23 protein-coding genes and 2 tRNA genes are annotated in these 25,558 nt (G+C 36.8%); 23 read left to right on the top strand and 2 right to left on the bottom strand.

Features of this window, described 5'->3' with window-relative positions; all coding sequences use genetic code 11:
- Positions 1 to 22: 22 nt before the first annotated feature.
- The 8 genes from ACLIBH_RS11115 (at position 23) to uvrC (ending at position 9,996) form a co-directional block, all read left to right on the top strand.
- A complete protein-coding gene (locus tag ACLIBH_RS11115) occupies positions 23 to 2,365 on the top strand; it encodes an endonuclease MutS2 (protein ID WP_439316772.1) in 2,343 nt (780 codons plus the stop codon).
- A 304-nt stretch (positions 2,366 to 2,669) separates the two neighbouring features.
- Entirely contained in the window at positions 2,670 to 4,367 is a 1,698-nt protein-coding gene (locus ACLIBH_RS11110; RefSeq protein WP_439316771.1) for a long-chain-fatty-acid--CoA ligase, read from the top strand.
- Between the two features lie 92 nt (positions 4,368 to 4,459).
- Positions 4,460 to 5,044 (top strand): TetR/AcrR family transcriptional regulator, encoded by a 585-nt coding sequence (locus tag ACLIBH_RS11105; protein ID WP_439316770.1) that lies wholly within the window; start codon positions 4,460 to 4,462, stop codon positions 5,042 to 5,044.
- Positions 5,045 to 5,102: 58 nt separating this feature from the next.
- Complete coding sequence (locus ACLIBH_RS11100; protein WP_439316769.1) at positions 5,103 to 5,876, top strand: enoyl-CoA hydratase; 774 nt, start codon at positions 5,103 to 5,105, stop codon at positions 5,874 to 5,876.
- Positions 5,877 to 5,906: 30 nt separating this feature from the next.
- Positions 5,907 to 6,680, top strand: a complete 774-nt coding sequence (locus tag ACLIBH_RS11095; protein WP_439316768.1) for an electron transfer flavoprotein subunit beta/FixA family protein — start codon at positions 5,907 to 5,909, stop codon at positions 6,678 to 6,680.
- A gap of 27 nt (positions 6,681 to 6,707) precedes the next feature.
- The gene (locus ACLIBH_RS11090) at positions 6,708 to 7,682 is read left to right on the top strand and encodes an electron transfer flavoprotein subunit alpha/FixB family protein (RefSeq protein WP_439316767.1); all 975 of its coding nucleotides are present in this window, start codon (positions 6,708 to 6,710) and stop codon (positions 7,680 to 7,682) included.
- A 78-nt stretch (positions 7,683 to 7,760) separates the two neighbouring features.
- On the top strand, positions 7,761 to 8,102 hold the full coding sequence (gene trxA, locus ACLIBH_RS11085; RefSeq protein ID WP_439316766.1) for a thioredoxin: 342 nt from the start codon (positions 7,761 to 7,763) through the stop codon (positions 8,100 to 8,102).
- A 103-nt stretch (positions 8,103 to 8,205) separates the two neighbouring features.
- On the top strand, positions 8,206 to 9,996 hold the full coding sequence (gene uvrC / locus ACLIBH_RS11080; protein WP_439316765.1) for an excinuclease ABC subunit UvrC: 1,791 nt from the start codon (positions 8,206 to 8,208) through the stop codon (positions 9,994 to 9,996).
- A gap of 39 nt (positions 9,997 to 10,035) precedes the next feature.
- On the opposite strand, the gene ACLIBH_RS11075 is transcribed toward uvrC, so the two are convergent.
- Positions 10,036 to 10,470: a DUF2507 domain-containing protein gene (locus ACLIBH_RS11075; protein WP_439316764.1), complete on the bottom strand. Its 435-nt coding sequence runs from the start codon at positions 10,468 to 10,470 to the stop codon at positions 10,036 to 10,038.
- A gap of 814 nt (positions 10,471 to 11,284) precedes the next feature.
- Between ACLIBH_RS11075 and ACLIBH_RS11070 the strand changes: the two genes are divergently transcribed.
- Genes ACLIBH_RS11070 through sdhB form a run of 3 tightly spaced genes read left to right on the top strand, consistent with a single transcriptional unit; the run spans position 11,285 to position 14,467 of the window.
- A complete protein-coding gene (locus ACLIBH_RS11070; protein ID WP_439316763.1) occupies positions 11,285 to 11,902 on the top strand; it encodes a succinate dehydrogenase cytochrome b558 subunit in 618 nt (205 codons plus the stop codon).
- Positions 11,903 to 11,936: 34 nt separating this feature from the next.
- Positions 11,937 to 13,703: a succinate dehydrogenase flavoprotein subunit gene (gene sdhA, locus ACLIBH_RS11065; protein ID WP_439316762.1), complete on the top strand. Its 1,767-nt coding sequence runs from the start codon at positions 11,937 to 11,939 to the stop codon at positions 13,701 to 13,703.
- Entirely contained in the window at positions 13,703 to 14,467 is a 765-nt protein-coding gene (gene sdhB / locus ACLIBH_RS11060; RefSeq protein ID WP_439316761.1) for a succinate dehydrogenase iron-sulfur subunit, read from the top strand. Before sdhA ends, sdhB begins: the two co-directional genes overlap by 1 nt.
- A gap of 83 nt (positions 14,468 to 14,550) precedes the next feature.
- On the opposite strand, the gene ACLIBH_RS11055 is transcribed toward sdhB, so the two are convergent.
- Complete coding sequence (locus ACLIBH_RS11055) at positions 14,551 to 14,778, bottom strand: helix-turn-helix domain-containing protein (RefSeq protein WP_439316760.1); 228 nt, start codon at positions 14,776 to 14,778, stop codon at positions 14,551 to 14,553.
- Between the two features lie 976 nt (positions 14,779 to 15,754).
- On the opposite strand from ACLIBH_RS11055, the gene ACLIBH_RS11050 reads away from it, so the two are divergent.
- The 12 genes from ACLIBH_RS11050 to ACLIBH_RS10995 all read left to right on the top strand — a co-directional run.
- Complete coding sequence (locus ACLIBH_RS11050; RefSeq protein WP_439316759.1) at positions 15,755 to 16,213, top strand: MarR family winged helix-turn-helix transcriptional regulator; 459 nt, start codon at positions 15,755 to 15,757, stop codon at positions 16,211 to 16,213.
- A 4-nt stretch (positions 16,214 to 16,217) separates the two neighbouring features.
- On the top strand, positions 16,218 to 17,033 hold the full coding sequence (racE, locus tag ACLIBH_RS11045; protein WP_439316758.1) for a glutamate racemase: 816 nt from the start codon (positions 16,218 to 16,220) through the stop codon (positions 17,031 to 17,033).
- 118 nt (positions 17,034 to 17,151) lie between these two features.
- Positions 17,152 to 18,231, top strand: coding sequence for a GerMN domain-containing protein (locus ACLIBH_RS11040; protein WP_439316757.1), 1,080 nt, complete (start codon positions 17,152 to 17,154; stop codon positions 18,229 to 18,231).
- 442 nt (positions 18,232 to 18,673) lie between these two features.
- Positions 18,674 to 19,414, top strand: coding sequence for a ribonuclease PH (rph, locus tag ACLIBH_RS11035; protein ID WP_439316756.1), 741 nt, complete (start codon positions 18,674 to 18,676; stop codon positions 19,412 to 19,414).
- A gap of 22 nt (positions 19,415 to 19,436) precedes the next feature.
- Complete coding sequence (locus ACLIBH_RS11030) at positions 19,437 to 20,033, top strand: XTP/dITP diphosphatase (protein ID WP_439316755.1); 597 nt, start codon at positions 19,437 to 19,439, stop codon at positions 20,031 to 20,033.
- Between the two features lie 12 nt (positions 20,034 to 20,045).
- Positions 20,046 to 20,558: a metallophosphoesterase family protein gene (locus ACLIBH_RS11025; RefSeq protein ID WP_439316754.1), complete on the top strand. Its 513-nt coding sequence runs from the start codon at positions 20,046 to 20,048 to the stop codon at positions 20,556 to 20,558.
- 122 nt (positions 20,559 to 20,680) lie between these two features.
- A tRNA-Gly gene (locus ACLIBH_RS11020) sits at positions 20,681 to 20,754 on the top strand.
- Positions 20,755 to 20,757: 3 nt separating this feature from the next.
- Positions 20,758 to 20,831, top strand: a tRNA-Arg gene (locus ACLIBH_RS11015).
- Between the two features lie 99 nt (positions 20,832 to 20,930).
- A complete protein-coding gene (locus tag ACLIBH_RS11010; protein WP_439316753.1) occupies positions 20,931 to 21,911 on the top strand; it encodes a tetratricopeptide repeat protein in 981 nt (326 codons plus the stop codon).
- A gap of 121 nt (positions 21,912 to 22,032) precedes the next feature.
- Entirely contained in the window at positions 22,033 to 23,319 is a 1,287-nt protein-coding gene (tig, locus tag ACLIBH_RS11005; RefSeq protein ID WP_439316752.1) for a trigger factor, read from the top strand.
- Between the two features lie 468 nt (positions 23,320 to 23,787).
- Positions 23,788 to 25,065: an ATP-dependent protease ATP-binding subunit ClpX gene (gene clpX / locus ACLIBH_RS11000; protein WP_439316751.1), complete on the top strand. Its 1,278-nt coding sequence runs from the start codon at positions 23,788 to 23,790 to the stop codon at positions 25,063 to 25,065.
- A gap of 289 nt (positions 25,066 to 25,354) precedes the next feature.
- Positions 25,355 to 25,558 (top strand): LON peptidase substrate-binding domain-containing protein (locus ACLIBH_RS10995; protein ID WP_439316750.1); only part of this gene is annotated, 204 nt, incomplete at its 3' end.

The following is a 25,558-nucleotide window of genomic DNA, read 5'->3' as shown; positions in this document are numbered from 1 at the left end:
GATATAAAGGAGATATACAGGAATGAATGAACGCATGCTCCGTGTTCTGGAATTTAACAAAATAACCGAGCAATTATCCAATGAAGCTGCTACATCAGTTGGTAAAGAGCTCTCGCTTCGCTTAACGCCGAACCGAAGCTTAAAAGCTGTTCAAAAATTACAAGACGAAACAGATGAAGCTGTTACGGTTTTGCGTTTAAATTTAAGCGTTCCTTTCGGAGGAATTACGGATATTCGACCGAGCTTAAAGCGCAGTGTCATAGGAGGGGTTTTGAATCCAAATGAGTGTCTTGAAATTGCAAACACGATATATGGAGGACGTAAAACAAAACAATTTATTGAAAAAATAGAAGCGGATATTTCCTTACTGAAGGAGCTCATCCAACAGATTGATCCATTACAACAATTGGAACAGCAAATTAAAAAATGTATCGATGATCAAGCAAATGTATTGGATCAAGCGTCCCCGAAATTACAAAGCATACGGAGTTCTATTCGTACGTATGAAGCCCGCATCCGAGAGAAATTGAACAGCTACATCCGAACGAAAAGTAAATTACTATCTGACGCAATTATTACAATTCGTAATGAACGGTATGTTTTGCCTGTAAAACACGAACATCGTAGCTCATTTGGTGGGATTGTTCACGATCAGTCTTCTTCTGGTCAAACTTTATTTATGGAACCAAATGCACTCGTCGAATTAAATAACGAATTACAAGCAGTCTCCGTTCAGGAAGAACAGGAAATCCAGGCTATATTATATAAATTAACAGAACAAATTGCAGAGCAACAGGATACACTTTATGAAAATGTAAAAGTATTAGGAGAAGCGGATTTTATTTTTGCACGAGCAAGATTGGCACAGAAGATGAAAGCAGCAATGCCAAAAATTAATGATGCCGGAATAATAAAAATGAAACAAGCCCGTCATCCACTTATTCCACATAGTGAAGTCGTCGCTAATGATATTGAAATAGGAAATGAGTTTCATACGATTGTAATTACTGGACCGAATACAGGTGGTAAAACAGTAACATTAAAAATGGTCGGTTTATGTACGTTAATGGCTCAGTCAGGCTTGCAAATCCCGGCGCTTGATGGATGTGAGCTATCTGTCTTCGATCATGTTTTTGCTGATATTGGAGATGAGCAATCCATTGAGCAAAACTTAAGTACATTTTCATCCCATATGACAAATATTGTTTCGATTATGGATCAAGTAAATGATCAATCGCTCGTTTTATTTGATGAGTTGGGAGCTGGCACGGACCCTCAAGAAGGTGCAGCGCTAGCTATGTCAATCTTAGATGAAGCAATGGAGAAGGGAGCTCGAGTGATTGCAACAACCCATTATCCAGAGCTTAAGGCTTATGGGTACAATAGAGATAAAGTTATTAATGCATCGGTAGAGTTTGACGTAGAGTCGTTACAGCCGACGTATCGATTATTAATTGGTGTCCCTGGTCGTAGCAACGCATTTGAAATATCGACAAGACTTGGGCTGAAGCAGTCGATAATCGAGCGAGCAAAAAATCATATAGGTATAGATTCTAAAAGCGTAGAGAGTATGATTTCTGCATTAGAACAATCAAAACGACAAGCAATAAAAGAATATGAAGATGCACACAACTTGTTGTTAGAAAGCGAAAAGCTAAAAGCAGACTTGGAACAAAAATGGAAACAATTTGATGAACAGCGAGAAGCATTGTATAAAAAGACAGAGGAAAAGGCTGAAAAAGCATTAACGAATGCGAGAGAACAAGCAGAAACAATCGTTAAAGAAATGCGTTTAAAGCAATCAAACAGTACAATGAAAGAACATGAATGGATAGAAGCCAAAAGATTACTAGACACATCGATGCCACGTCTATCGAATAGACAAGCAGATAACAATGTGGAACACAAAGATGAGATACTAAAGGAATTGCAAAAAAATGATGAGGTGCTCGTTAAAACGTTTAATCAGCAAGGAACTATTCTTGAGAAAATTAGCTCAAACGAATATTTTGTTCAAGTTGGAATGATGAAGTTGAAAATACAAAGACAGCACCTAAAGCCTTTGAAGAAAGAAACTACTTATGTAGAGAAGCAAACAACACCAATTAAAAGTCAAAGCTTAATAAAACCACAGCTGGATGTCAGAGGGCTACGCTATGAGGAAGCAATGCATGAACTAGAAAAGTATTTGGATAATGCATTATTATCGGGCTTCAATCAGGTTACGATTATCCATGGGAAAGGCACAGGAGCTTTGCGTAAAGGTGTTTTGAAAAATATTGAAAACCATCCACATATCTCAAGCTACCGAGTTGGTTCAATGAATGAAGGTGGGAGTGGAGTTACGATCGCAGAAATAAAATGAGGTGAGTACATGCTTGATCGACTAGCCAAAATATTGATTGGTGTCGCCATTCTATTTGTTATTATTGGCCTGTTTTATTGGATATTTATGATTTGATTTTTAATTCACATCGTACCTTCGAGAAGATCGATGTAACTATATTTATACGGGTTGTCACAAATAGTGCTTATCGGCATAGTGACAGCCCATTTTTTATTATGCACGTATTTTAGTGAGGACAACATTAAATAATTATTAAAAAGATTCAAATAATATAAAATAATCGGTATAATGGAAGTAAGCTTAAATTTGAGGAGGAAAATTCATGGATAACGTTCAGAGATGGCAAAAGTATTATCCAAAAGAAATTCCTGCACAACTGTCTTATGACGAGAAACCGTTACAACAGTTTCTTGAAGAAAGTGAAAAACGTTACAAAGATAAGCCAGCATTACATTTTATGGGCAAGACATTATCGTTTACAGATGTTTTAAGCGAAGCAAAAAAACTTGCAAGCTACTTACAATCATTAGGCTTGAATAAAAATGATCGGGTTGCGATAATGCTGCCAAATTGTCCGCAAGCAGTAATCAGTTATTACGGGGCTTTAATGGCAGGCGGTATTGTAGTGCAAACAAATCCGCTCTATACAGAAAGAGAACTTGAATATCAATTAAAAGATTCAGGTGCAACGATCATCATTTGTCTTGATATTTTACTTCCACGAACAAATAAAGTGAAAAACGGTACGGACATTAAGCATGTTATTGTCACAGGAATAAAGGAATATTTGCCTTTTCCTAAAAACATAATATATCCATTTATTCAGAAGCGACAATACAATATGGTTGTAAAAGTAGTAGAAAATGAAAATACCCATGCTTGGATGTCAATAATGAAAAAGGCGAGTAGCACGCATCGCATCATAGATGTCAATCCTAAAGAAGATATAGCATTACTACAATATACAGGTGGTACAACCGGACTACCAAAGGGAGCAATGTTAACCCACTACAATTTAGTTGCTAATGTGCAAATGTGCCAAGCATGGCTTTATAAAATAGAAGAAGGAAAGGAAGTTATTTTAGGTGTTTTGCCTTTTTTTCACGTATATGGAATGACTACTGTAATGAACTTGTCCATTATGCTCGGAGGGAAAATGGTCTTACTCCCTAAATTTGAACCTGAGCAAGTATTAAAAGTAATTCATAAACAAAACGTCACTTTATTCCCTGGTGCCCCAACGATCTACATCAGTTTACTAAACCATCCAGAAATAAAAGATTATGATTTATCCTCCGTTGAAGCATGTATTAGTGGATCAGCCCCTCTACCTTCAGAAATTCAAGAGCAATTTGAACGTATAACAGGCGGAAGATTAGTAGAAGGGTATGGGTTAACTGAAACATCTCCAGTTACACACGCAAATTTCCTATGGACGAACCGAGTTAATGGCAGTATTGGAGTACCGTGGCCCGATACCGATTCAAAAATTGTAAAGCCAGGTACTATAGAAGAATTAGAGGTTGGTGAAATCGGTGAAGTAGCGATTAGCGGACCACAAGTAATGAAGGGCTATTGGAAAAATGAAGAAGAAACAGCTGCCGTGTTAAAAGCTGGTTGGCTTCTAACAGGTGATATGGGATATATGGATGAGAATGGGTATTTTTATATTGTTGACCGTAAGTCAGATATGATTATCGCTGGTGGCTACAATATTTATCCCCGTGAGGTTGAAGAAGTGTTATATGAACACGAAGGGATTCAAGAAGCATCGGTAGTCGGTGTACCAGATGATTACCGCGGTGAGACGGTTATGGCATTTATCGTATTAAAGCCTGGGTATAAATTAACCGAAGAGGAATTAGATATATACTGTCGAGAAAATTTAGCTGCTTATAAAATTCCTAGAATATATTCGTTTAAAGAAGAACTACCCAAAACAGCAGTTGGAAAAGTGCTAAAAAGAGAGCTTATTAAAGTGTATAAAAAAGAAAACGAATCACAGGCCAATAAAGTCTAATAAATAGAAATATTGACACAATTATTGTCCGTAGCTACAATAGTAATGAATGATTATTCATTCATTGTCCATAAAGAAATAAGGAGTTCAAGATGAAAAAAAACAAACCAAAATACAAGCAAATTATCGATGCTGCAATTGAAGTAATTGCTGAGAACGGTTATTACGCTTCACAAGTATCAAAAATAGCACAAAAAGCGAATGTAGCGGATGGCACAATATATTTATATTTCGATAATAAGGAAGATATTCTCGTTTCCCTCTTTAAAGAATATATGGGGCAATTTATAGAAAAAATTCAGCATAGCATTAACCTCGAGCAAAGTGCGAGCCAAAAACTGTTCACGCTAATTGAAATGCATTTTAGCCAGCTTGCAGAAAATCATCATCTTGCAACAGTTACCCAATTGGAGCTCAGACAATCCAATCTTGAATTACGCATGCAAATTAATAACGTATTAAAGCCTTATTTGAAAGTTATTGATTCGATTATTGTTGAAGGAATTAATGAGGGGAGTTTTCGAAAAGATATAAACCGAACTATTATTCGGCAGATGATTTTTGGTACGTTAGATGAAACAGTAACGACATGGGTGATGAAAGAACGAAAATATGATTTAGTGGATCAGGCAACAGGTGTTCATCAATTAATTATGGGTGGCCTCGTAAACAAATAACAAATAGTGCCACCTATACATAAATTCTGTTACTATGGAAATATGAGGAGGCTAGAAGATGAGTACTATTGGATTTGAAGTTAAAGACAATATTGCCATTTTGACGATTCAACATCCACCGGCAAACGCACTGTCGACACACGTATTTAATCATCTTTCTGCAGCATTAGACAAAGTTGAACAACACTCTAATTTGAAAGTTGTTATTATTCGAGGTGACGACCGGTTCTTTTCTGCTGGTGCTGATATTAAAGAATTTACTGCCTTGCAAAATTCAGCAGCATTTCAGTCTATGGCTGAAAAAACACAACGATTGTTTAATCGAATGGAACAGTTTCATATCCCAATCATTGCTGCGATTCACGGTGCTGCTCTTGGGGGAGGATTGGAATTGGCGATGGCCTGTCATATTCGATTTGTGACGGAAACAGCAAAGCTAGGACTACCAGAATTAACACTAGGCATAATTCCAGGATTTGCTGGTACCCAACGTTTGCCAGCATATGTTGGGACAGCGAAGGCGTACGAAATGATTCTTAGTGGCGAATCAATAACCGGACGTGAAGCCTCATCTTTAGGGCTAGTTAACCAAGCTGTACCTGACAGTGAACTTATGGAGACGACGATGAAGCTTGCAGAGAAAATTGCTGCGAAAAGTCTGCCTTCTATACAACGGATTATGGAGCTGATTTCATATTCGAAGTCAGAATCCTTCGACGCTGGCGTTCAAGCAGAAGCTAACGCATTTGGTACTATTTTTGCTTCAGACGACGCTAAGGAAGGTGTACAGGCATTTCTTGAAAAACGTAAACCAAACTTCAAAAACAACTAAAAACCTAATGGATAGTGGAGGTCGTTTAATTTGGATATTTATGTATTATTGAAGCAAACGTTTGATACAGAAGATAAGATCGTTGTACACGATGGTCAAATTGAAGAAGATGACGCAGAATTTATTATTAATCCTTATGATGAATATGCGATTGAAGAAGCGATAACACAAAGAGATGCACATGGTGGAGAAGTTACCGTCGTGACGGTAGGTGGAGAAGATTCAGAAAAACAATTGCGTACTGCTTTAGCTATGGGCGCAGATAAAGCAGTTCTAATTAATACAGAAGAGGACTTAGATTATGGGGATGCTTTCACTACTACCCAAATTTTGAAAGCGTTTTTTGAAGATAAAGAAGCCGATTTGATTTTAGCAGGAAATGTTGCGATAGATGAAGCAAGTGGTCAAGTAGGACCGCGGTTGGCTGAACAGCTTGGCATTTCCTGTGTAACAACGATTGTTGATTTAAAAATTGATGGTAATGTAGTGTCTATCGATAAGGATGTTGAAGGTGATATTGAGAAAATTGAAACATCTTTACCATTGCTCGTAACTTGTCAGCAAGGATTAAATGAACCAAGATATCCTTCGTTGCCAGGGATTATGAAAGCAAAAAAGAAGCCTTTAGAAGAGCTTGAGTTGGATGATTTAGATTTAGATGAGGATGACGTACAAGCAAAAACGAAGACCGTTCACATTTTTCTCCCGCCTGAAAAAGAAGCTGGAAAAATACTTGAAGGTGAAGCAAATGAACAAGTACAGCAGTTAGTATCTTTATTAAAAAACGAAGCAAAAGTATTGTAGTTCAGGTTTATAGAAAGGGGTCTTACAATGAGTGATAAAATGATTGTTATTGGGGAAACAAAAGAAGGTCAAGTACGCAATGTTACATTTGAAGCGATTGCAGCTGCCAAGAAAGTAAAACCATCTAGCGAAATTATCGGAATCCTCTTTGGAGAAGGTGACGAAAAAGACGAAGCACAAGAGATGATTTATTATGGCGCAAATCGGGTCATAACGTTAAAGCACGAGCGACTTGCTAATTATACACCGGATGGATATACGGAAGCAGTAATGAAAATTATTAAAGAAGAAGAGCCAACTGGAATTATTATGGGACATACGGCAATTGGAAAAGACTTAACCCCTAAGATTGCGAGTAAATTAAACAGTGGTTTAATCTCGGACGTGACAGAAATCAACATGGAAGATGAAGGACTCAGTTTTACAAGACCTATTTATTCGGGTAAGGCATTTGAAAAGAAAATTTTAACGGATGGCATTCTCTTTTTTACAATCCGTCCTAATAACATTGCTATGTTGCCGCGAGAAGAAAATAGAGAAGGGTCTATACTTCAAAAGGAAGTAGAAATAGCTGATTTGCGAACTGTAATTAAAGAAGTTATTCGTAAGTCGAGCGACGGGGTGGATATGTCCGAAGCGAATGTTGTAGTCGCAGGTGGGCGTGGCGTGAAAAGTAAAGAGGGCTTTGAACCGCTTTATGAACTGGCCAACGTATTAGGCGGCGCTGTAGGAGCTTCTAGAGGTGCTTGTGACGCTGGGTATTGTGATTACTCGTTACAAATTGGTCAAACTGGAAAAGTAATTACACCCGATTTATATATTGCGTGTGGAATTTCCGGTGCGATTCAACATTTAGCTGGGATGTCAAATTCAAAAGTAATTGTCGCAATTAATAAAGACCCAGAGGCAAATATTTTTAAAATCGCTGACTATGGGATCGTTGGAGATTTATTTGAAGTTATTCCATTACTTATTGAAAAATTGCAGAACATCAAACAGTAGAATCGCTAAAATACATTGTTGATTTGTATAAGCAAAGTATTAGCAAGGGAATACTAACGATGATATAATCAGTACAGATTGAATGATAGATTGGAGGAATTAATAATGGCAATAGTAGATGTAACTGATCAAGACTTTGCAAAGGAAACTTCTGAAGGTCTCGTTTTAGCGGACTTTTGGGCACCTTGGTGTGGCCCTTGTAAAATGATTGCTCCTGTTTTAGAAGAGATCGATGGAGACATGAGCGATCAAGTGAAAATTGTTAAATTAAACGTGGATGATAACCAAGAAACAGCTGGTCAATACGGTGTTATGAGTATTCCTACATTATTACTAATGAAGGACGGCAACGTAGTGGATCAAGTTGTTGGTTTTCAGCCGAAAGAAGCGCTTGTTGAATTAATTAATAAACATGCGTAATAGATAGCTAATATAGCTAATAGACAATATCGTAGAGATAAATCCCTTGTTACTTTGGTGGCAAGGGATTATCTTTAACTTTTTTCAGAGGAAGTATAATAGGATGAATGCACTCATTAAAGAAAAGTTAGCGATCGTTCCGATGAAACCAGGTTGTTATTTAATGAAAAATACGCAAGGTACAATTATTTATGTTGGAAAGTCTAAAACTTTAAGGAATCGATTAAGATCTTATTTCACAGGCGCACACGATAAAAAAACGCAGCGACTTGTACTCGAGATAACTGACTTCGAATATATTGTAACAAATACAGAGATCGATGCTCTTATTTTAGAGATGAACTTAATAAAAAAGTACGACCCAAAATACAATGTCATGCTGAAGGATGATAAATCGTATCCATACTTAAAGATTACTTCGGAAAGACATCCGCGCCTTTTAATTACACGTAAAATAAAAAAAGACAACGGGAAATATTTTGGTCCTTATCCGAACGTAATCGCCGCAAGGGAAACAAAGAAATTACTTGATCGATTATATCCGCTAAGAAAATGCAATAATCCACCTGGAAGGTATTGCTTGTATTATCATATGGGTCAGTGTCTAGCTTGTAGTGAGAATACCGCATCAAAGGAAGAATATGCAAGGATAGTACAGGATATTAGTTCATTTTTACATGGTGGATATAGGGAAATAAAAGCAGAAATAAAGTCGAAAATGATGGAAGCAAGTGATCAACTTCAATTTGAACGTGCGAAAGAATTAAGGGATCAATTGACACACATTGATGCGGTGATGGAGAAACAAAAAGTTACCCTAAACGAACAAGTTGATATAGATATTTTTGGATTCAACTTTAATAAAGGGTGGATGTGTGTACAGGTGTTTTTTATCCGACAAGGTAAATTAATCGAACGTGATGGAGCCATAATCCCTTTTTACGGGGAGGCTAGCGAAGCGTTTATTAGCTATATCGGTCAATTTTATTTGCACCAAAATCATTTGAAGCCAAAGCAGATTTTATTGCCAATCGGTTCCAATGCCGATTTATTAAAAGAGTTACTTCAAACGGAAGTTCATACGCCATTTCGTGGACAAAAAAAGGAATTGGTTGAGCTAGCAATGAAAAATGCAGGAATCGCTCTTCAAGAAAAATTTACGTTAATTGAACGTGACGAAGAACGGACGATTCAAGCTGTAGAACAATTAGGAGAATTGCTAAATATCGAGACACCCCTTCGTATTGAAGCATTTGACAACTCAAATATACAAGGGACAGACCCTGTCTCTGCGATGGTTGTATTTATTGACGGAAGAGCACACAAAAATGAGTATCGTAAATATAAAATAAAAGATGTTGAAGGGCCTAATGATTATGATACGATGCGATCTGTAATCCGCCGCAGATATACACGTGTAGTAAAAGAAAAGCTACCTTTGCCGAACTTAATTATTGTAGATGGCGGGAAAGGACAGATGAGTGTAGCAAAAGATGTGTTGGAAAATGAACTTGGACTCGATATACCGCTCTGTGGCTTAGTAAAGGATGAAAAGCATAAAACAGGGGAGTTGTTATATGGAGAGCCGCCTTTTCCAGTTACTTTAGAACGAAGATCACACGTGTTTTATCTCGTTCAACGTATTCAAGATGAAGTACATCGATTTGCGATTTCGTTTCACCGACAATTAAGAAGTAAAGGACTTATTCAATCCGAGTTGGATCATATTGAGGGAGTGGGTGAAAAAAGAAGAAATTTATTACTAAGCCACTTTCAGACGATAGAGAATATTAAAAATGCTTCAATTGAAGACTTTACAAAGCTAGGTATACCAAAGAACATTGCAGAAAATATTCGTGAACATGTAACTAAGAAAAAAACAGAAGAATCATAAGCGACCTTTGATTCTTCTGAAGTATAATTTTTTATAACATTACGTATATATTACTTGAAATTGAACGAGAAAAAGATTTTGATTAATGTCTTCTTGGCACTCACAGCCTCTTTCGGAAATAATTTCAATAGCTTCGGCTAAAAACCCTGCTTCTAAACGGAATTCTGTATCGATCGGCGCTTTTATCCGTTGAACGATTGCATCAGACATGAGTTGAAATGTTAAATGTTTTTTCTTTTCTTTTATAAGCTCGAGCCGACCCCAGCCTAATTTATTATATATATTAAAAATATCATCCAATGTTTGCACGTTCATTTTCCTTGCTAAATTTCTCCCCATAAAATATAAAAGCGTGTGTGCTTCCGTTCCTAATAGATCAGGTAAGCTTACGTAGCGCAAGACATCATACCCTGCACCCTGTGTATGAAATGAGTCAAGTAAAGAGATAGAAAGAGGATTTTCTTTTATCGGCATGAATGTCATCCTTTCTAACGGATTTGTATAGTAATGTTACACCATTATATCACAGTTCCTTATTTAATTATGTACGGATTGTACAAACGATTGAGTCAAGTATTTGTGGGTGTTAGTTTAAGAAGTTAAAAAAACTCTCTTTGTATTCGTTAATTTTAGTATTGATTCCTACCGACCGCAGTAGATATACACTACGCTTTCCGTACCCGCGGAAAGCATCCACCTGCAGTGAAAATCAACGGTGTTATTCATGTGTATATCGTTCGAAGTAAAATTAATCACATATTATCTAGTTAGATTCGTGCATCTGTTCCCCCACAAACATTTTACTCATACTGTACAAGCTTATTGAGTAAATGTATTTGTGCGTGAATATACAATCTTAAAAAATACTATTTTTATAAAGGTGAAACTATTTTTTAACTATGGTTCGGATCTTGATGATGACATATACAAGCCTCTCGTTGAGGCATTGTCCATGTAAAGCGAGTGTCATCCATGTATGGGTAAGTAAGCCTTTTTTTACTATATAAAGTGAATGACAAATAAATGGTTCATATGTTCTCCCTACAAACTTTTTACCCCTACATACAATCTATGCATACTTAATAAATAAAAATCATTTATTTTTCATACAATAAAGCTAGTCCTTTTCTTGACGCTTTATACAGATAGAAGTACAATAAATGTGTTACAATTTGTACATTTTATAAATGAAACAGGAAGTTCTTTTTCCTGGAAAGCGTACTATCTTTTTAGTGGCTGTGCATTGGCACACAAAACATACTATATAAATAAGGAGGGAGTTACGCACATGGAACATCGTGAGTTTTTTTACAGAAGATTACATTCACTGTTAGGTGTTATACCGATTGGAATTTTTGTCGTTCAGCATCTAGTGGTGAACCACTTTGCCGTATATGGGGAAGAGAGCTTTAATAAAGCAGCTAATTTTATGGCAAATTTACCATTTGTACTCGCTTTGGAAACGTTTGTAATTTACTTGCCAATTTTGTTTCATGCAATTTTAGGAGTTTATATTGTGTTTGTAACTCGGAATAATCCAAAAAGTTATGGGTATTTTCGTAACTGGATGTTTTTATTGCAACGAGTTACAGGAATTATTACGCTTATTTTTATTGCATGGCACGTTTGGGAAACCCGTATACAAATTGGTATGGGAAATGCCGAGTTAAATTATAGCTTGATGGAAAATATTCTGTCGAACCCTGTAATGTTTTGGTTTTATATTGTCGGCATTATTTCAACTGTATTTCACTTAGCTAACGGCTTATGGAGCTTTTCTGTAACATGGGGTATTGCCCAATCTCCAAAATCGCAGCAAATTGTTACATACGCGACTGTTATTGTGTTTTTAGTTGTTAGTTATATCGGTGTAAGAACAATTATTCAATTTGGTTTAGGTATTTGATGTTAGTTTTTTATTTAGAGGAGGGAGTATCACTATGAGTAAACGAAAAGTCGTTGTAGTAGGTGGCGGACTTGCTGGCTTAATGGCAACGATAAAAGCTGCTGAAGCAGGAGTCAGTGTAGACTTATTCTCAATTGTTCCTGTAAAACGCTCTCACTCTGTATGTGCCCAAGGTGGGATTAATGGTGCAGTAAATACAAAAGGTGAAGGGGATTCACCAGCAATTCACTTTGATGATACCGTATACGGTGGGGACTTCCTTGCGAACCAACCCCCAGTAAAGGCAATGTGTGAAGCGGCACCAAGTATTATTCATATGTTAGATCGTATGGGTGTAATGTTTAACCGTACCCCTGAAGGTTTATTGGATTTCAGACGTTTTGGGGGAACACAGCATCATCGTACAGCATATGCAGGTGCAACTACAGGTCAGCAATTATTATATGCGCTTGATGAACAAGTAAGAAGGTACGAGGTTGAAGGATTAGTAACGAAATATGAAAGCTGGGAGTTTCTCGGAGCTGTTATTGACGATGAAGGAGTAGGCAGAGGGATTGTGGCGCAAAATATTAAGTCACATGAAATTAAATCATTTCCTTCAGATGCAACTATAATGGCTACTGGTGGCCCAGGAATTATTTTTGGTAAATCAACAAACTCCGTTATTAATACTGGCTCAGCAGCTAGCATTTTATATCAGCAAGGAGTTAAGTATGCAAATGGCGAGTTCATTCAAATTCATCCAACCGCAATCCCAGGCGATGATAAATTACGTCTTATGAGTGAGTCTGCACGTGGAGAAGGTGGACGTGTTTGGACGTACAAAGATGGGGAGCCATGGTATTTCTTAGAGGAAAAATACCCAGCATATGGCAACCTTGTTCCACGTGATATAGCAACACGTGAAATATTTGATGTCTGTGTGAATCAAAAGCTAGGTATTAATGGAGAAAACATGGTTTATTTAGATCTTTCTCATAAGGATCCAAAAGAACTTGACATTAAGCTTGGCGGGATTATTGAAATTTATGAAAAGTTTGTTGGAGAAGACCCACGGAAAGTTCCAATGAAAATATTCCCTGCTGTTCACTACTCAATGGGCGGCATGTGGGTAGATTACGAACAAATGACAAATATTCCAGGGATTTTTGCTGCGGGAGAATGTGACTATTCTCAGCACGGCGCAAACCGTTTAGGAGCTAACTCTTTGCTATCCGCGATATACGGAGGTATGGTAGCAGGTCCAAACGCCATTAAATATATTGACGGCTTGGAAAAGCATGTTGAAGATATTTCTGCTGACTTATTTGAAAGTCGAGTAAAAGAAGAAGAAGAAAAATTTGAAGCAATGTTAAAGATGGACGGGGGCGAGAATGCCTATCAGCTTCATAAAGAGCTTGGTGAGTGGATGACCGATAACGTTACGGTTGTACGTGAAAACGAGCGTTTATTAAAAACAGATGAAAAGCTTCAAGAGTTGCTTGAACGTTGGGAAAATATTAGCATTAATGATACATCGCGCTGGAGCAACCAAGGAGTTATGTTTACAAGACAATTGAAAAACATGATTCATCTGGCTCGAGTTATTACATTAGGTGCATATAATCGTAACGAAAGCCGTGGTGCACATTACAAGCCAGAGTTCCCAGAGAGAAACGATGATGAATTTCTTAAAACAACAATTGCAACTTTTGATAGCGAAAAGCAAGCACCCGTCCTTACGTATGAAGATGTAGATACTTCATTAATCCCGCCGCGTGCTAGGGATTATTCGAAAAAAAGCGAAGGGAGTAAATCATAATGGCTGAAGCAAAAACGGTTACTTTTATTATAACTCGTCAAGACGGCCCGGATTCTGCTCCTTATGAAGAAACATTTCATGTCCCATATCGAAAAAACATGAACGTTATTTCAGGGTTAATGGAAATTCAAAAAAACCCTGTAAACGCTAAAGGGGAAAGTACAACTCCTGTTCATTGGGATATGAACTGTTTGGAGGAAGTATGTGGAGCATGCTCTATGGTAATTAATGGAACTGCTCGACAGTCTTGTGCTGCATTAGTTGATCAGCTTGAACAGCCTATTCGACTAGCACCTATGTCGACATTTCCTGTCATTCGTGATTTAATCGTAGATCGTGAACGCATGTTTGATGCATTAAAACAAATTAAAGCGTGGATACCGATTGATGGTACGTACGATCTTGGCCCTGGGCCACGAATGCCAGAGAAAAAGCGTCAGTGGGCATATGAGCTTTCAAAGTGTATGACTTGCGGTGTATGTTTAGAAGCTTGTCCGAATGTAAATGATAAATCCAACTTTATTGGACCAGCAGCACTATCACAAGCTCGTCTATTTAATGCACACCCAACTGGTGAAATGAATAAAAGTGAACGATTGGATGGATTAATGGAAGAAGGTGGACTTGCAGGATGTGGTAATGCACAAAACTGTGTGCAAGTATGTCCTAAAGGGATTCCATTAACAACGTCAATTGCAGCGATGAACCGTGCTACGACAGTCCAATCATTTAAAAACTTCTTCGGCAGTGATAATGCACATTAACAGAATTAAAGCACTTGTTAATTGATAACAAATATATATTAGAGAATAAAAACCGACTTTCACAAAAAGAAAGTCGGTTTTATTTAGAGCTTTAATTCGCCCATGCGAATTAGCTCAACTACAGCTTGAGAACGCCCCTTGACACCCAATTTTTGCATAGCATTTGAAATATGGTTACGGACAGTTTTTTCAGATATGAACAATTCTTGGGCAATTTCCTTTGTTGTTTTGTCTTGTACGAGGATTTCGAATACTTCTTTTTCACGTTTCGTTAAAAGTTTCTTAGGCTTATATTCGTCGGTGTCCTTCAAATGTTAACCCCTCCTTGCTGTCATAGAGATGCAGTTTGAAGGGTAATTATTTAGTCATTATAGCTTATGAAAGTAAATCACAAACAGTGCGTCAAATTTCATGAAGAATTTGAAAGTCCATTTCTGACTAATTATACGTCCGAAAATTAAAAGCCTTGATGATATCACCTATAACGTAACGGCCACCTTCTTCAACGCCATTAAAAATTTTGTAAACGATGTTACACGTATTTAAGCTTTTTCCATATCGTACTATATGAACTAATCTATTATTAAAAATCAATTATATTATGTAAAGAAAACGTCATACATTCATTGATTCATAAACGATATAAAATAAAAAAACGTGTCGTAATATGTTAAAATAAAATACGTATTGTTTACTATCATTCGATTATCGTACGCTAACCTTCGCTAAAACATCATATTGTAAGACCTGCTTTGATATGTCCAAAGAAAGATAATTAAATAGTAAGATATCTTGGAAGAAATGTGAACGCTGATTAGCAGCCACGTTTATGCGTACAATCTTTGAATCGAAGTCGCTATGGAGCCACTAACATCTAGGGTCGAATATCAAGGTGTACAGCCTACGTGTTTGAAGGTCAAAACGTACACTGGGAAACTGCGGTTATGACCGCAAGGAGAATAAGAATTGTCCCAAATGATCCTGAGACAATTATCTAGGAACATCACAGAGCGTCCAAGTGATTGAAATATGAGGTCATTCATTTACAAATCAGAGCACAAACTGAGTTGTTTTTCCTTGCAGGCGGCGACTCCAGCGAAAGCAGCATGAGTCTTGAGACACCAGAGTGAGCGCTCTTTTGCGAGCGAGGGGCTCAAGCCGTGCCCGCGGAAAGCGTCCACCTGCAGCGTAAGATAACGGAGTTATAAAGTCGGTATAACTCAAAAATGAATCAGAATAAATAGGCTACGATTAATGCCTAAATATACTATACAAGGAGAAGCTCGGGTGAAAGATGAACTGCAAAACGAGATAATTATTGACTTAGAGAAGAAATTACGCAACATTTCCCGGACGATAAAATTGAGCGGAAGAAAAATATTGAAAAACTATCCAATTACGTCACCTCAGTTTGTCGCTCTACAAGTGTTAACTGAAAACCACGGTATGACGATCGGCGAATTGTGTCATAAAATCGGATTAGCATTTAGTACGACAACAGATTTAGTGGATCGCATGGAAAAGAATGGATTAGTTGAACGGATGAGAGATACCGTTGATAGACGTGTTGTTCGTATTCGGGTTTTAAGTAAAGGCGATCTAATTATTCGTGAAGTTATTGAAAAAAGACAGCAATACTTAAAAGAAATACTTCATACATTTCCCAATGAAAAAACGCAACAACTTAACGCATTGCTTTACGAGCTATACAACGAAATGGAAAATTACAACAAAGAAATAAGGTGAGTGTTTGAAAGAGCCAATAGGAGTTATTGATTCAGGGGTTGGAGGTCTTACGGTAGCTTATGAGCTTATTCGACAGTTGCCAAAGGAAAACATCGTATATTTAGGGGATACACTACGTTGTCCGTATGGTCCGCGTTCCCAACAAGAAGTACAACAATTCACGTGGGAAATGGTTCATTTTTTATTAAACAAAAATATAAAAATGCTTATAATTGCTTGCAATACAGCTACTGCATTTACATTAGAACAAATTCAAAAGGCCGTATCTATTCCAGTGCTTGGTGTTATTCAACCAGGAGCACGTGCCGCAATTAATGTAACGAAAAATAATCATGTTGCAATTATTGCTACAGAAGGAACGATAACGAGCAATGCGTATCCACATGTACTAAAAAACATTAATCCTGAATTACAAGTTTATTCTCTTGCTTGTCCACTGTTAGTCCCAATGGTAGAACAAGGGATTTTGAATGGACAAGAAGCAGAATATATTGTTATTAAATCATTAGCGGAACTGCGCAAAAATAACTTAATTGATACGTTAATATTAGGGTGCACACATTACCCGATCATTCAGCACGTTATTAAAAAAGTAATGGACGAACGTGTCTCCATCATATCATCAGGCGAAGAGACGGCGAGAGAGGCGAGTGCTATCCTAGACTATAGTCGCATGCGATATACTGGAAGCAAACTTCCAACCCATCAATTCTTCACAACAGGGGATCTCTCTCAATTTAAAAACGTGTATAGTAAGATTTTTAATAGTGAAATCAATGAAGTGCAACCTGCATTGATGAGGCAAATCGTTTTAAATTAGTTTATAGTTTGCAGCATATACTGTGAAAAAAGTTCCATTTCGCATCCATTATAGTTGGTCTAAATTTCAAAGAAGCTCGTATACATAATAGTACAAACCATCATAGGAGGGGTATGACATGAAGAGAAGGATACGTGTACTATTATGTTTATTTACGGCCTTAATAATCCTATTATCCGGGTGCTTTAAAGGGGAACAATCGATGGAGGAAATAGATGTGCCAAAGGCTACAGGGACAGTAAATAAAAAGGAAAGTGAGCCGATAAATGACGATGCAATCGATGCAGGACAAGAGCTGAATGAAGAACAAGTAACAGAAACGGCTCCAAGACAGCTTTATTTACTAGATGCAAATGGAATGGTTGCCGCCCAAACTCTTGAATTGCCTCAGCTTGAATCGAAAGAAGTTGCTACACAAGTGCTTTCATACTTAGTTAAGGATGGCCCTGTATCATCTATACTTCCAAATGGATTTGAGGCAGTACTTCCAGCAGGAACAGAAGTGCTTGGCTTAAATTTAAAAGAAGATGGCACATTAATTGTTGATCTATCAAAAGAATTTGCGAACTATAAAGCAGAAGATGAATTAAAAGTTTTACAAGCAATGACATTTACATTAACTCAGTTTGATAATGTAGAACGATTAAAATTACGGATAAATGGTGAGGATCAAACTGAAATGCCTGTAAACGGGACACCTATTTCAGAAGGGTACTCTCGAGCTAACGGAATTAACATCATTCATTCCGATACAGTAGACTTACTTAATAGCGAAGCAGTAACAATGTATTATCCTGCTGAATACAATAATAATCGCTATTTTGTCCCTGTTACACAATATGTAGAAGGTAAAAACGAAGAAAAACTTAATTCTATAGTAAACCGGTTGCTGAAGGGATCGATGTATGATACGAATGTCCTGCACGTATTCAATTCGAAGACGTCACTGATTCATGAGCCGACATTAAAAAACGGTACATTAGAGCTCATTTTCAACGAAGGAATTCTTAAAGATAAAGAAAAAAGAGTGATTGCAGATGAAGTCGTGGAGACGCTTGTTCGCACCTTGACTGAGCAACAAGAAGTTGAAGCTATTGATATAAAAGTAGAAAATATAGATGCGCTCGTAAATGAAAACGGAGAAGTATATAATGAACCTGTGACAAATAAAACATTCCCCACTACAAAAAAATTATAAAAGAGGCGATTTATTCCAAGCCTCTTTTTTATGTCTTTATTTAAGGTAAACGATCGACTCAATTGGGTGAAATTAAGTGAACCAATACGTAGCTAAATTTATAATTCGGTATGAGTAAAAGGTTTGTGGGGGAACACATGCACGAATCTAACTAGATAATATGTGATTAATTTTACTTCGAACGGTATACACATGAATAACACCGTTGATTTTCACTGCAGGTGGATGCTTTCCGCGGGCACGGCTTCAGCCTCCTCGGAAAGCGTAGTGTATATCTACTGCGGTCGGTAGGAATCAATACTAAAATTAACGAATACAAAGAGAGTTTTTTTAACTTCTTAAACTAACACCCACAAATACTTGACTCAATCTATAATTCGTTGAAAATGTTTCTTTTTCGTAAAGTATGGTAAACTATTTGTTGGATTAGGAGGAATTACATATGAGAATTGATGAGCGACAAAATAAACAATTGAGACCAATAAAAATAACGGCCGATTACATTAAGCATCCAGAAGGGTCTGTATTAATTGAAATGGGTGACACAAAAGTTATCTGTAATGCTAGTATTGAAAATAAAGTACCACCTTTCATGCGCGGACAAAATAAAGGGTGGATCACTGCTGAGTATGCAATGCTTCCAAGAGCAACAGAGCAAAGAAATATAAGAGAAGCATCCCGTGGAAAAATTGGCGGAAGAACGATGGAAATCCAACGACTTATCGGGAGAGCATTGCGTTCTGTCGTTGATTTAAATAAAATAGGAGAACGTACAGTTTGGATCGATTGCGACGTTATTCAAGCGGATGGCGGTACAAGAACAGCTTCGATTACCGGAGCATTTGTAGCAATGGTACTTGCCTTCGGGAAAATGATAGATGCAGGTACAATTGAAAAAATGCCTGTTACTCAGTTTTTAGGAGCTGTTTCTGTAGGAGTTTTATCGAATAAATCAGTCGTACTGGATTTGAATTATGTGGAAGACGCTCAAGCTGAAGTCGATATGAACATTGTTATGACAGGATCGCAAGAATTTGTAGAGATTCAAGGTACAGGTGAAGAATCCACCTTCTCACACGCGCAATTATTAACGATGCTTGATTATGCAACTGCAGGTATAGAACAAATATTTAATGTACAAAAAGAAGTATTAGGTGATTTATCGAAACAAGTAGGACAATAATATTTTTAATTAGGTGAAGGGTATGGAACACGTATTAGTTGCTACAAAAAACAAGGGGAAAGCGATCGAGTTTCAACAGCTTTTCCAAAAATATGGTAGGAAGTCAAAATCCTTGTTAGATATAGACGGTAATATTCCTGATATAGAGGAAACAGGGGAGACGTTTGAAGAAAACGCAAAAATTAAAGCTGAAACAATATCAAACTTACTGCAAACGACAGTATTAGCAGATGATTCTGGGCTAATTATAGATGCTCTAAATGGAAGTCCAGGTGTATTCTCTGCTCGATATGCGGGTGAAAATTCAACCGATCAAGCAAATATTGATAAAGTAATGAATGAAATGATCCATATTCCCGAAAATGAAAGATCCGCTCGATTTATTTGTGTAATTGCTGTTGCTGTACCTGGAAAAGACACTTTTTTTCGGACAGGTGTATGCGAAGGTCGGATTGCATTTAAGCAGTCTGGAGCAAATGGGTTTGGATATGATCCAATATTTATACCTCAAGACTTTGAGCGAACGATGGCAGAGCTAACAAGCGAAGAAAAAAACAAGATTAGTCATCGGACGAACGCTTTAAATAAGCTCGAAAAGTGGATAAGCAATCAACGTTAGAAGGTGGATTACATGAATAACAAAGTACTTATTGTTAGTGATAGTCATGGGTTGACAGATGAATTAATAATGATTAGAGAAAGACATAATTGGATATATACAATTCATTGTGGAGATTCTGAATTACCGTGGAATGCTCCAGAACTTAGCGATGTTTTTATCGTGAAAGGAAACTGTGATATAGATGATGATTTTAAGCTCGAACAAGAGCTTAAAATTGGTGGAATAAAATTCTTTGTGACACATGGCCATTTATATGGAGTGAAATCGGATTTAATGCGTTTATCGTATCGGGCAAAGGAGTGTAATGCACAAGTTGTCTGCTTTGGTCACTCGCATATTGCTGGAGCTGTGCAAGAAGACAACCAGCTGTTTATTAATCCGGGAAGTATTCGACAACCGCGTGGTCGCACAGAAAAAACGTACGCTCTGATGGAGTGGAATACATATCAAGAGATACATGTTTCTTTTTATACGTTAGGCGGAAAAAAGATAGAAGCAAAAACGTATGTAACTACACTATGAAATCTTTAAAAAATTTAATAAAAATTATTGATTAACTGTTGACATTCGCATGTTTAGTGCATATAATAATCTTTGTCGCCATTTTAGTGCGATTGATTTGTAAGTAAAACTAAATGGTATAAGCGGGTGTAGTTTAGTGGTAAAACTCCAGCCTTCCAAGCTGGTATCGTGGGTTCGATCCCCATCACCCGCTCCAAATGTCCCAGTAGCTCAGTAGGATAGAGCAACAGCCTTCTAAGCTGTGGGCCGAGGGTTCGAATCCTTCCTGGGACGTACGTTTAAAGAAACCTATATAGCAATGTAGGTTTCTTTTTCTTATTTTAAGGGAAACTACTTCTAAGTGTAAAAATGATTGGAGCAAGAGGTGAAGTCGTGCAGCCGAATAAAGAAAAAGTGATTATTTTCCCAAAATGGAAAACGAATTTAGAGCAATCCGGAATGCAAGCAATGGAACGAAAGAACTACAAAGAAGCATTGGAGATGTTCAATCAATTGCTTCAATTCCAAGTAAAGCATCATGAAATTATGTTAGGAAAGCTAATTTGCTTAATGGAATTAGGAGAAATGGATGAGGCACAGCAACTATGCGAAGAGCGGATGCAGGCTGCCGATGAACACTATTACGAATATGTTCAAATCTATTTAACTTTATTATTTCAAACAGACCAGTATGAAGCGGTGTTGGAGCAAATAGAACTAGAACGGCTTCATACGAATGTACCTAATAAGGTACTCGAACAATTTAATCAATTTTATGAGTTGAGCGAGCATATGAATAACGATAGTATTGTTAATAAATCGAACGTTTATGCTCAGGAGCTAAAGCAAGCAATTCGTGAGCAGGACGAAAAAAAACAAGTACAATTCATTCGGCAGCTGAGAAAGCTTCATTATCCACCTTCTGCAGACATAGTACACATGTTGGTCGATACAGCGGTTCATCCCGTAATAAAAACGGCAATTTTGCATTGGCTAAAAGAAGTGAAGTATAATGAAAAAATAGAAATACATAAATTTGATCGTACGATGATCGTACAGCCGAATACGTTAATACCTATAAAGGAACATCCGATACATATAGAAACATTGGAGTGCGTAAATAGTCTAGAGGAAAAAAATCCTACTATGTATACGATGATTGAACAGCTTTTGTATCGTTACTTCTTCGTAAAGCACCCTTTTTGCTATGAAAAGCCGAAAATAGAGCAAATGGCAACAGCACTGATGTATTTAGCTGAAACATATTTGAATATACCGACAAAAAATAGTAAGATGCTTACAGAGGAAACAAGTACATATGTAGAAGAGATAAAATTATACAATGCACTTTATTTATCCGTTATCGAAGAGTAGAATCTGCTTGAAACGAGTAGTAATTATGTTATAATTAAATGGTTGTAAATTTGATTATAATAAGAAAAATATTGTTAATTAAGAATGAATTTGGAAGTAAATAGATTTTGGAGGGAAAGTTATGTCAGCAAATTGGGAAAAGTTAGAAGGTAATGAAGGAATACTTACCGTAAATGTTCCAGCAGATGAGTTTGAATCAGCGTTGGATCAAGCGTTTAAAAAGGTTGTAAAAACAGTGCAAATACCAGGATTCCGTAAAGGTAAAATTCCTCGTAAGTTGTTTGAAAACAGATTCGGTGTTGAATCATTATACCAGGATGCTGTAGACATTGTACTGCCAAACGCATATATGAAAGCTGTAGAAGAAACAGGCATTCATCCTGTTGACCAGCCTGAGATAGATATAGAAGAAATTGAAAAAGGCAAGCAGCTAACTTTTACTGCAAAAGTGATCGTTAAACCAGAGGTTACTTTAGGAGAATATAAAGGATTAGAAGTAACAGAAGAATCTGTTGAAGTAACAGAAGAAGACGTAGAGAAGGAACTTGAAGCTTTACGTGAAAAGCAAGCAGAGCTTGTTTTAAAAGAAGATGGTAAAGTAGCAGAAGGCGATACGGTCGTTATTGACTTTGAAGGATTTCTAGATGGGGAAGCTTTTGAAGGTGGGAAAGGTGAAAATCATTCATTAGAAATTGGATCAGGTCAGTTTATCCCAGGCTTCGAAGAACAGCTGGTAGGTAAAGAAGCTGGTACGGATACAGAAGTAGAAGTAGAGTTTCCTGAAGACTATCATGCAGAAGATTTAGCAGGTAAGAAAGCGATTTTTAAAGTAAAAATTCATGAAATTAAAGTAAAGGAATTGCCTGAGCTTGATGATGAGTTTGCTAAAGATGTTGATGAAGAAGTTGAATCGCTTGATGAATTAAAGAAAAAGAAAAAAGAAGAATTGGAAAAACAAAAAGCACAACAAGCGGAAAACAACAAGCGTGAATCTTTAATTGAGCAAGCTACAGAAAATGCAGAAGTAGATATTCCAGACGCCATGGTTGAAACAGAATTAGATCAAATGGTAAAAGAATTTGAACAACGTCTACAAATGCAAGGAATGACGATGGAAATGTACGCTCAATTCTCAGGTCAAGATGAAAGTGCGTTTAAAGAACAAATGAGAGACGACGCGAAAAAACGCGTCAAAACAAATTTAACTCTTGAAGCGATTGTAGAGAAGGAAGAGCTTGAAGCTACTGAAGAAGATGTTGATAAAGAGCTAGCAAACATGGCGGAGATGTACAGCATGGAAATCGATCGCATCAAAGAGATGCTCGGTGGAAATACGTCTGCCATTAAAGAAGACTTGAAAATGAAGAAGGCAATTGACTTTCTTTTAGAAGAAAGCAAAGCAATTTAAAAAAGCCCATTTCATTGATGAAATATAGCTAACGTTGAGACAAGGTGCAAATTATTGCACCTTGTTTCCGCTTAATGGACACATAAATAGTATTGGAATAAGTATAATAGACAGAGGGAACGTTAGAGCATTATTTTAAAACGCCAATCCGAATATAATTTTTTTAAAACAGAGCCGTTTGTGATCGGAGAACAAATATCAAAAAATATTCCAGATTCACAAATTATTTACGAAAACGATTCAAGTATGAACCTGAAAAGTAGGCATATTAACGTAGAAAAAGTAAATATATTTATTCATTTCTTACAATTGAGAAGGTTTTATTTGAAAATTACTTCAGATAAGCGTACTATTATTTAACTAAGAGTGTTTTGTTTTGTTTTCTAATGTTGGTTTGATATGATGACTATGAAACAAATATGTGAATCGAATGAATAAAGAGCTATTCGTTTAGGGGTGAAAAAAATAATGTTTAAATTTAATGAAGAAAAAGGACAACTGAAATGTTCGTTTTGCGGAAAGGGCCAAGAACAAGTAAGGAAGTTAGTTGCAGGTCCTGGCGTTTATATATGTGACGAGTGTATTGATTTATGTACTGAAATTGTAGAAGAAGAACTTGGAACAGAAGAAGAGACGGAATTTAAAGAAATACCCAAGCCGAAAGAAATTTGTGATATTTTAGATCAGTATGTAATCGGTCAAGAAAAGGCGAAAAAGAATCTATCCGTAGCAGTTTATAATCATTATAAACGGATTAATTCTCCTAAAAACGTGGACGATGTCGAGTTGGCGAAAAGTAACATTGCAATGCTCGGACCGACAGGAAGTGGAAAGACGTTACTCGCACAAACATTGGCACGAATTATAAATGTCCCATTTGCTATTGCAGATGCTACATCCCTTACAGAGGCGGGTTATGTTGGGGAAGATGTTGAAAATATTTTATTAAAGCTCATTCAAGCTGCAGATTACGATATTGAAAAGGCAGAAAAAGGAATTATTTACATTGATGAAATTGATAAAGTAGCTCGTAAATCAGAAAACCCATCCATCACACGGGATGTGTCTGGTGAAGGTGTCCAGCAAGCACTTTTGAAAATCTTAGAAGGAACGGTTGCAAGTGTACCGCCTCAAGGTGGTAGAAAGCATCCGCATCAAGAATTTATCCAAATTGATACAACGAATGTTTTATTTATTGTCGGCGGTGCATTTGACGGTATTGATCAAATAATTAAACGTCGACTAGGCAAAAAGGTAATTGGATTTGGAGATAATAACCAACAAGAAGATTTAGGTCTTGGTCAGTTATTATCAAAAGTGTTACCTGAAGATTTACTAAGCTATGGCTTAATCCCTGAATTTATTGGAAGATTGCCTGTTATCGGCAGCTTAGAGCCGCTAGATGAAAAAGCGCTAATAGAAATATTAACGAAGCCAAAGAACGCATTAGTCAAACAATACGAAAAGTTATTTCAAATTGATGATGTTCAATTGGAATTTGAAGAGGACGCATTAGTTGCAATTGCAAAAGATGCCATTAAGAGAAAGACAGGGGCTCGAGGTCTACGCTCTATAATTGAGAGCATTATGCTTGAGATTATGTTCGAAATACCTTCACGTGAAGATATTGAAAAGTGTATAATTACAGAAGAAACAGTTACAAAAGAGAATGGTAGCCCTAAATTAGTTTTCGTAGACGGAACGGTAACTAATGGAATAAAAAAGGTTCCAAAAGAAAGTGCATAATTAGTTGTTTTAACGGAATGTGAAGACTGACCTGGTTTACTTGCTCCTTATTATAAGTAAGGAAGGAGTAATCCTTTGAGTCAGTCTTTTTTAAACGAAGAAACTATTTGGCATAATTAAATGCATAAACTCATTGCAATTTATTTGAAACCGGTTTATATAAGGCATTTAATTACCGGTTAGTATCGTTGCATCTGGCTATAATAATGAATGCTAATTGTAAACATAGACAGTGCAGTTTAACTAAAATTCATAGCTATATGTAATTTTTTAGACGGAGGTACTTACGATGAACAAAGACGCGAATCAGTTTCCCCTCCTAGCGTTACGTGGAATAATTGTTTTTCCTTCTATGGTCATGCATTTAGATGTAGGTCGAGAAAAATCTATTAGTGCATTAGAAAAAGCAATGATGAACGATCAAAAAATCTTTCTAGCTGCACAAAAAGAAGTGAGCATGGAAAACCCTACTCATAAAGACATTTATCGAATT

It is taken from the genome of Virgibacillus sp. W0430 (genome assembly GCF_051846935.1).
Classification (GTDB): domain Bacteria; phylum Bacillota; class Bacilli; order Bacillales; family Amphibacillaceae; genus JBPYCR01.
This window is presented reverse-complemented; position numbering and strand designations above follow the sequence as displayed.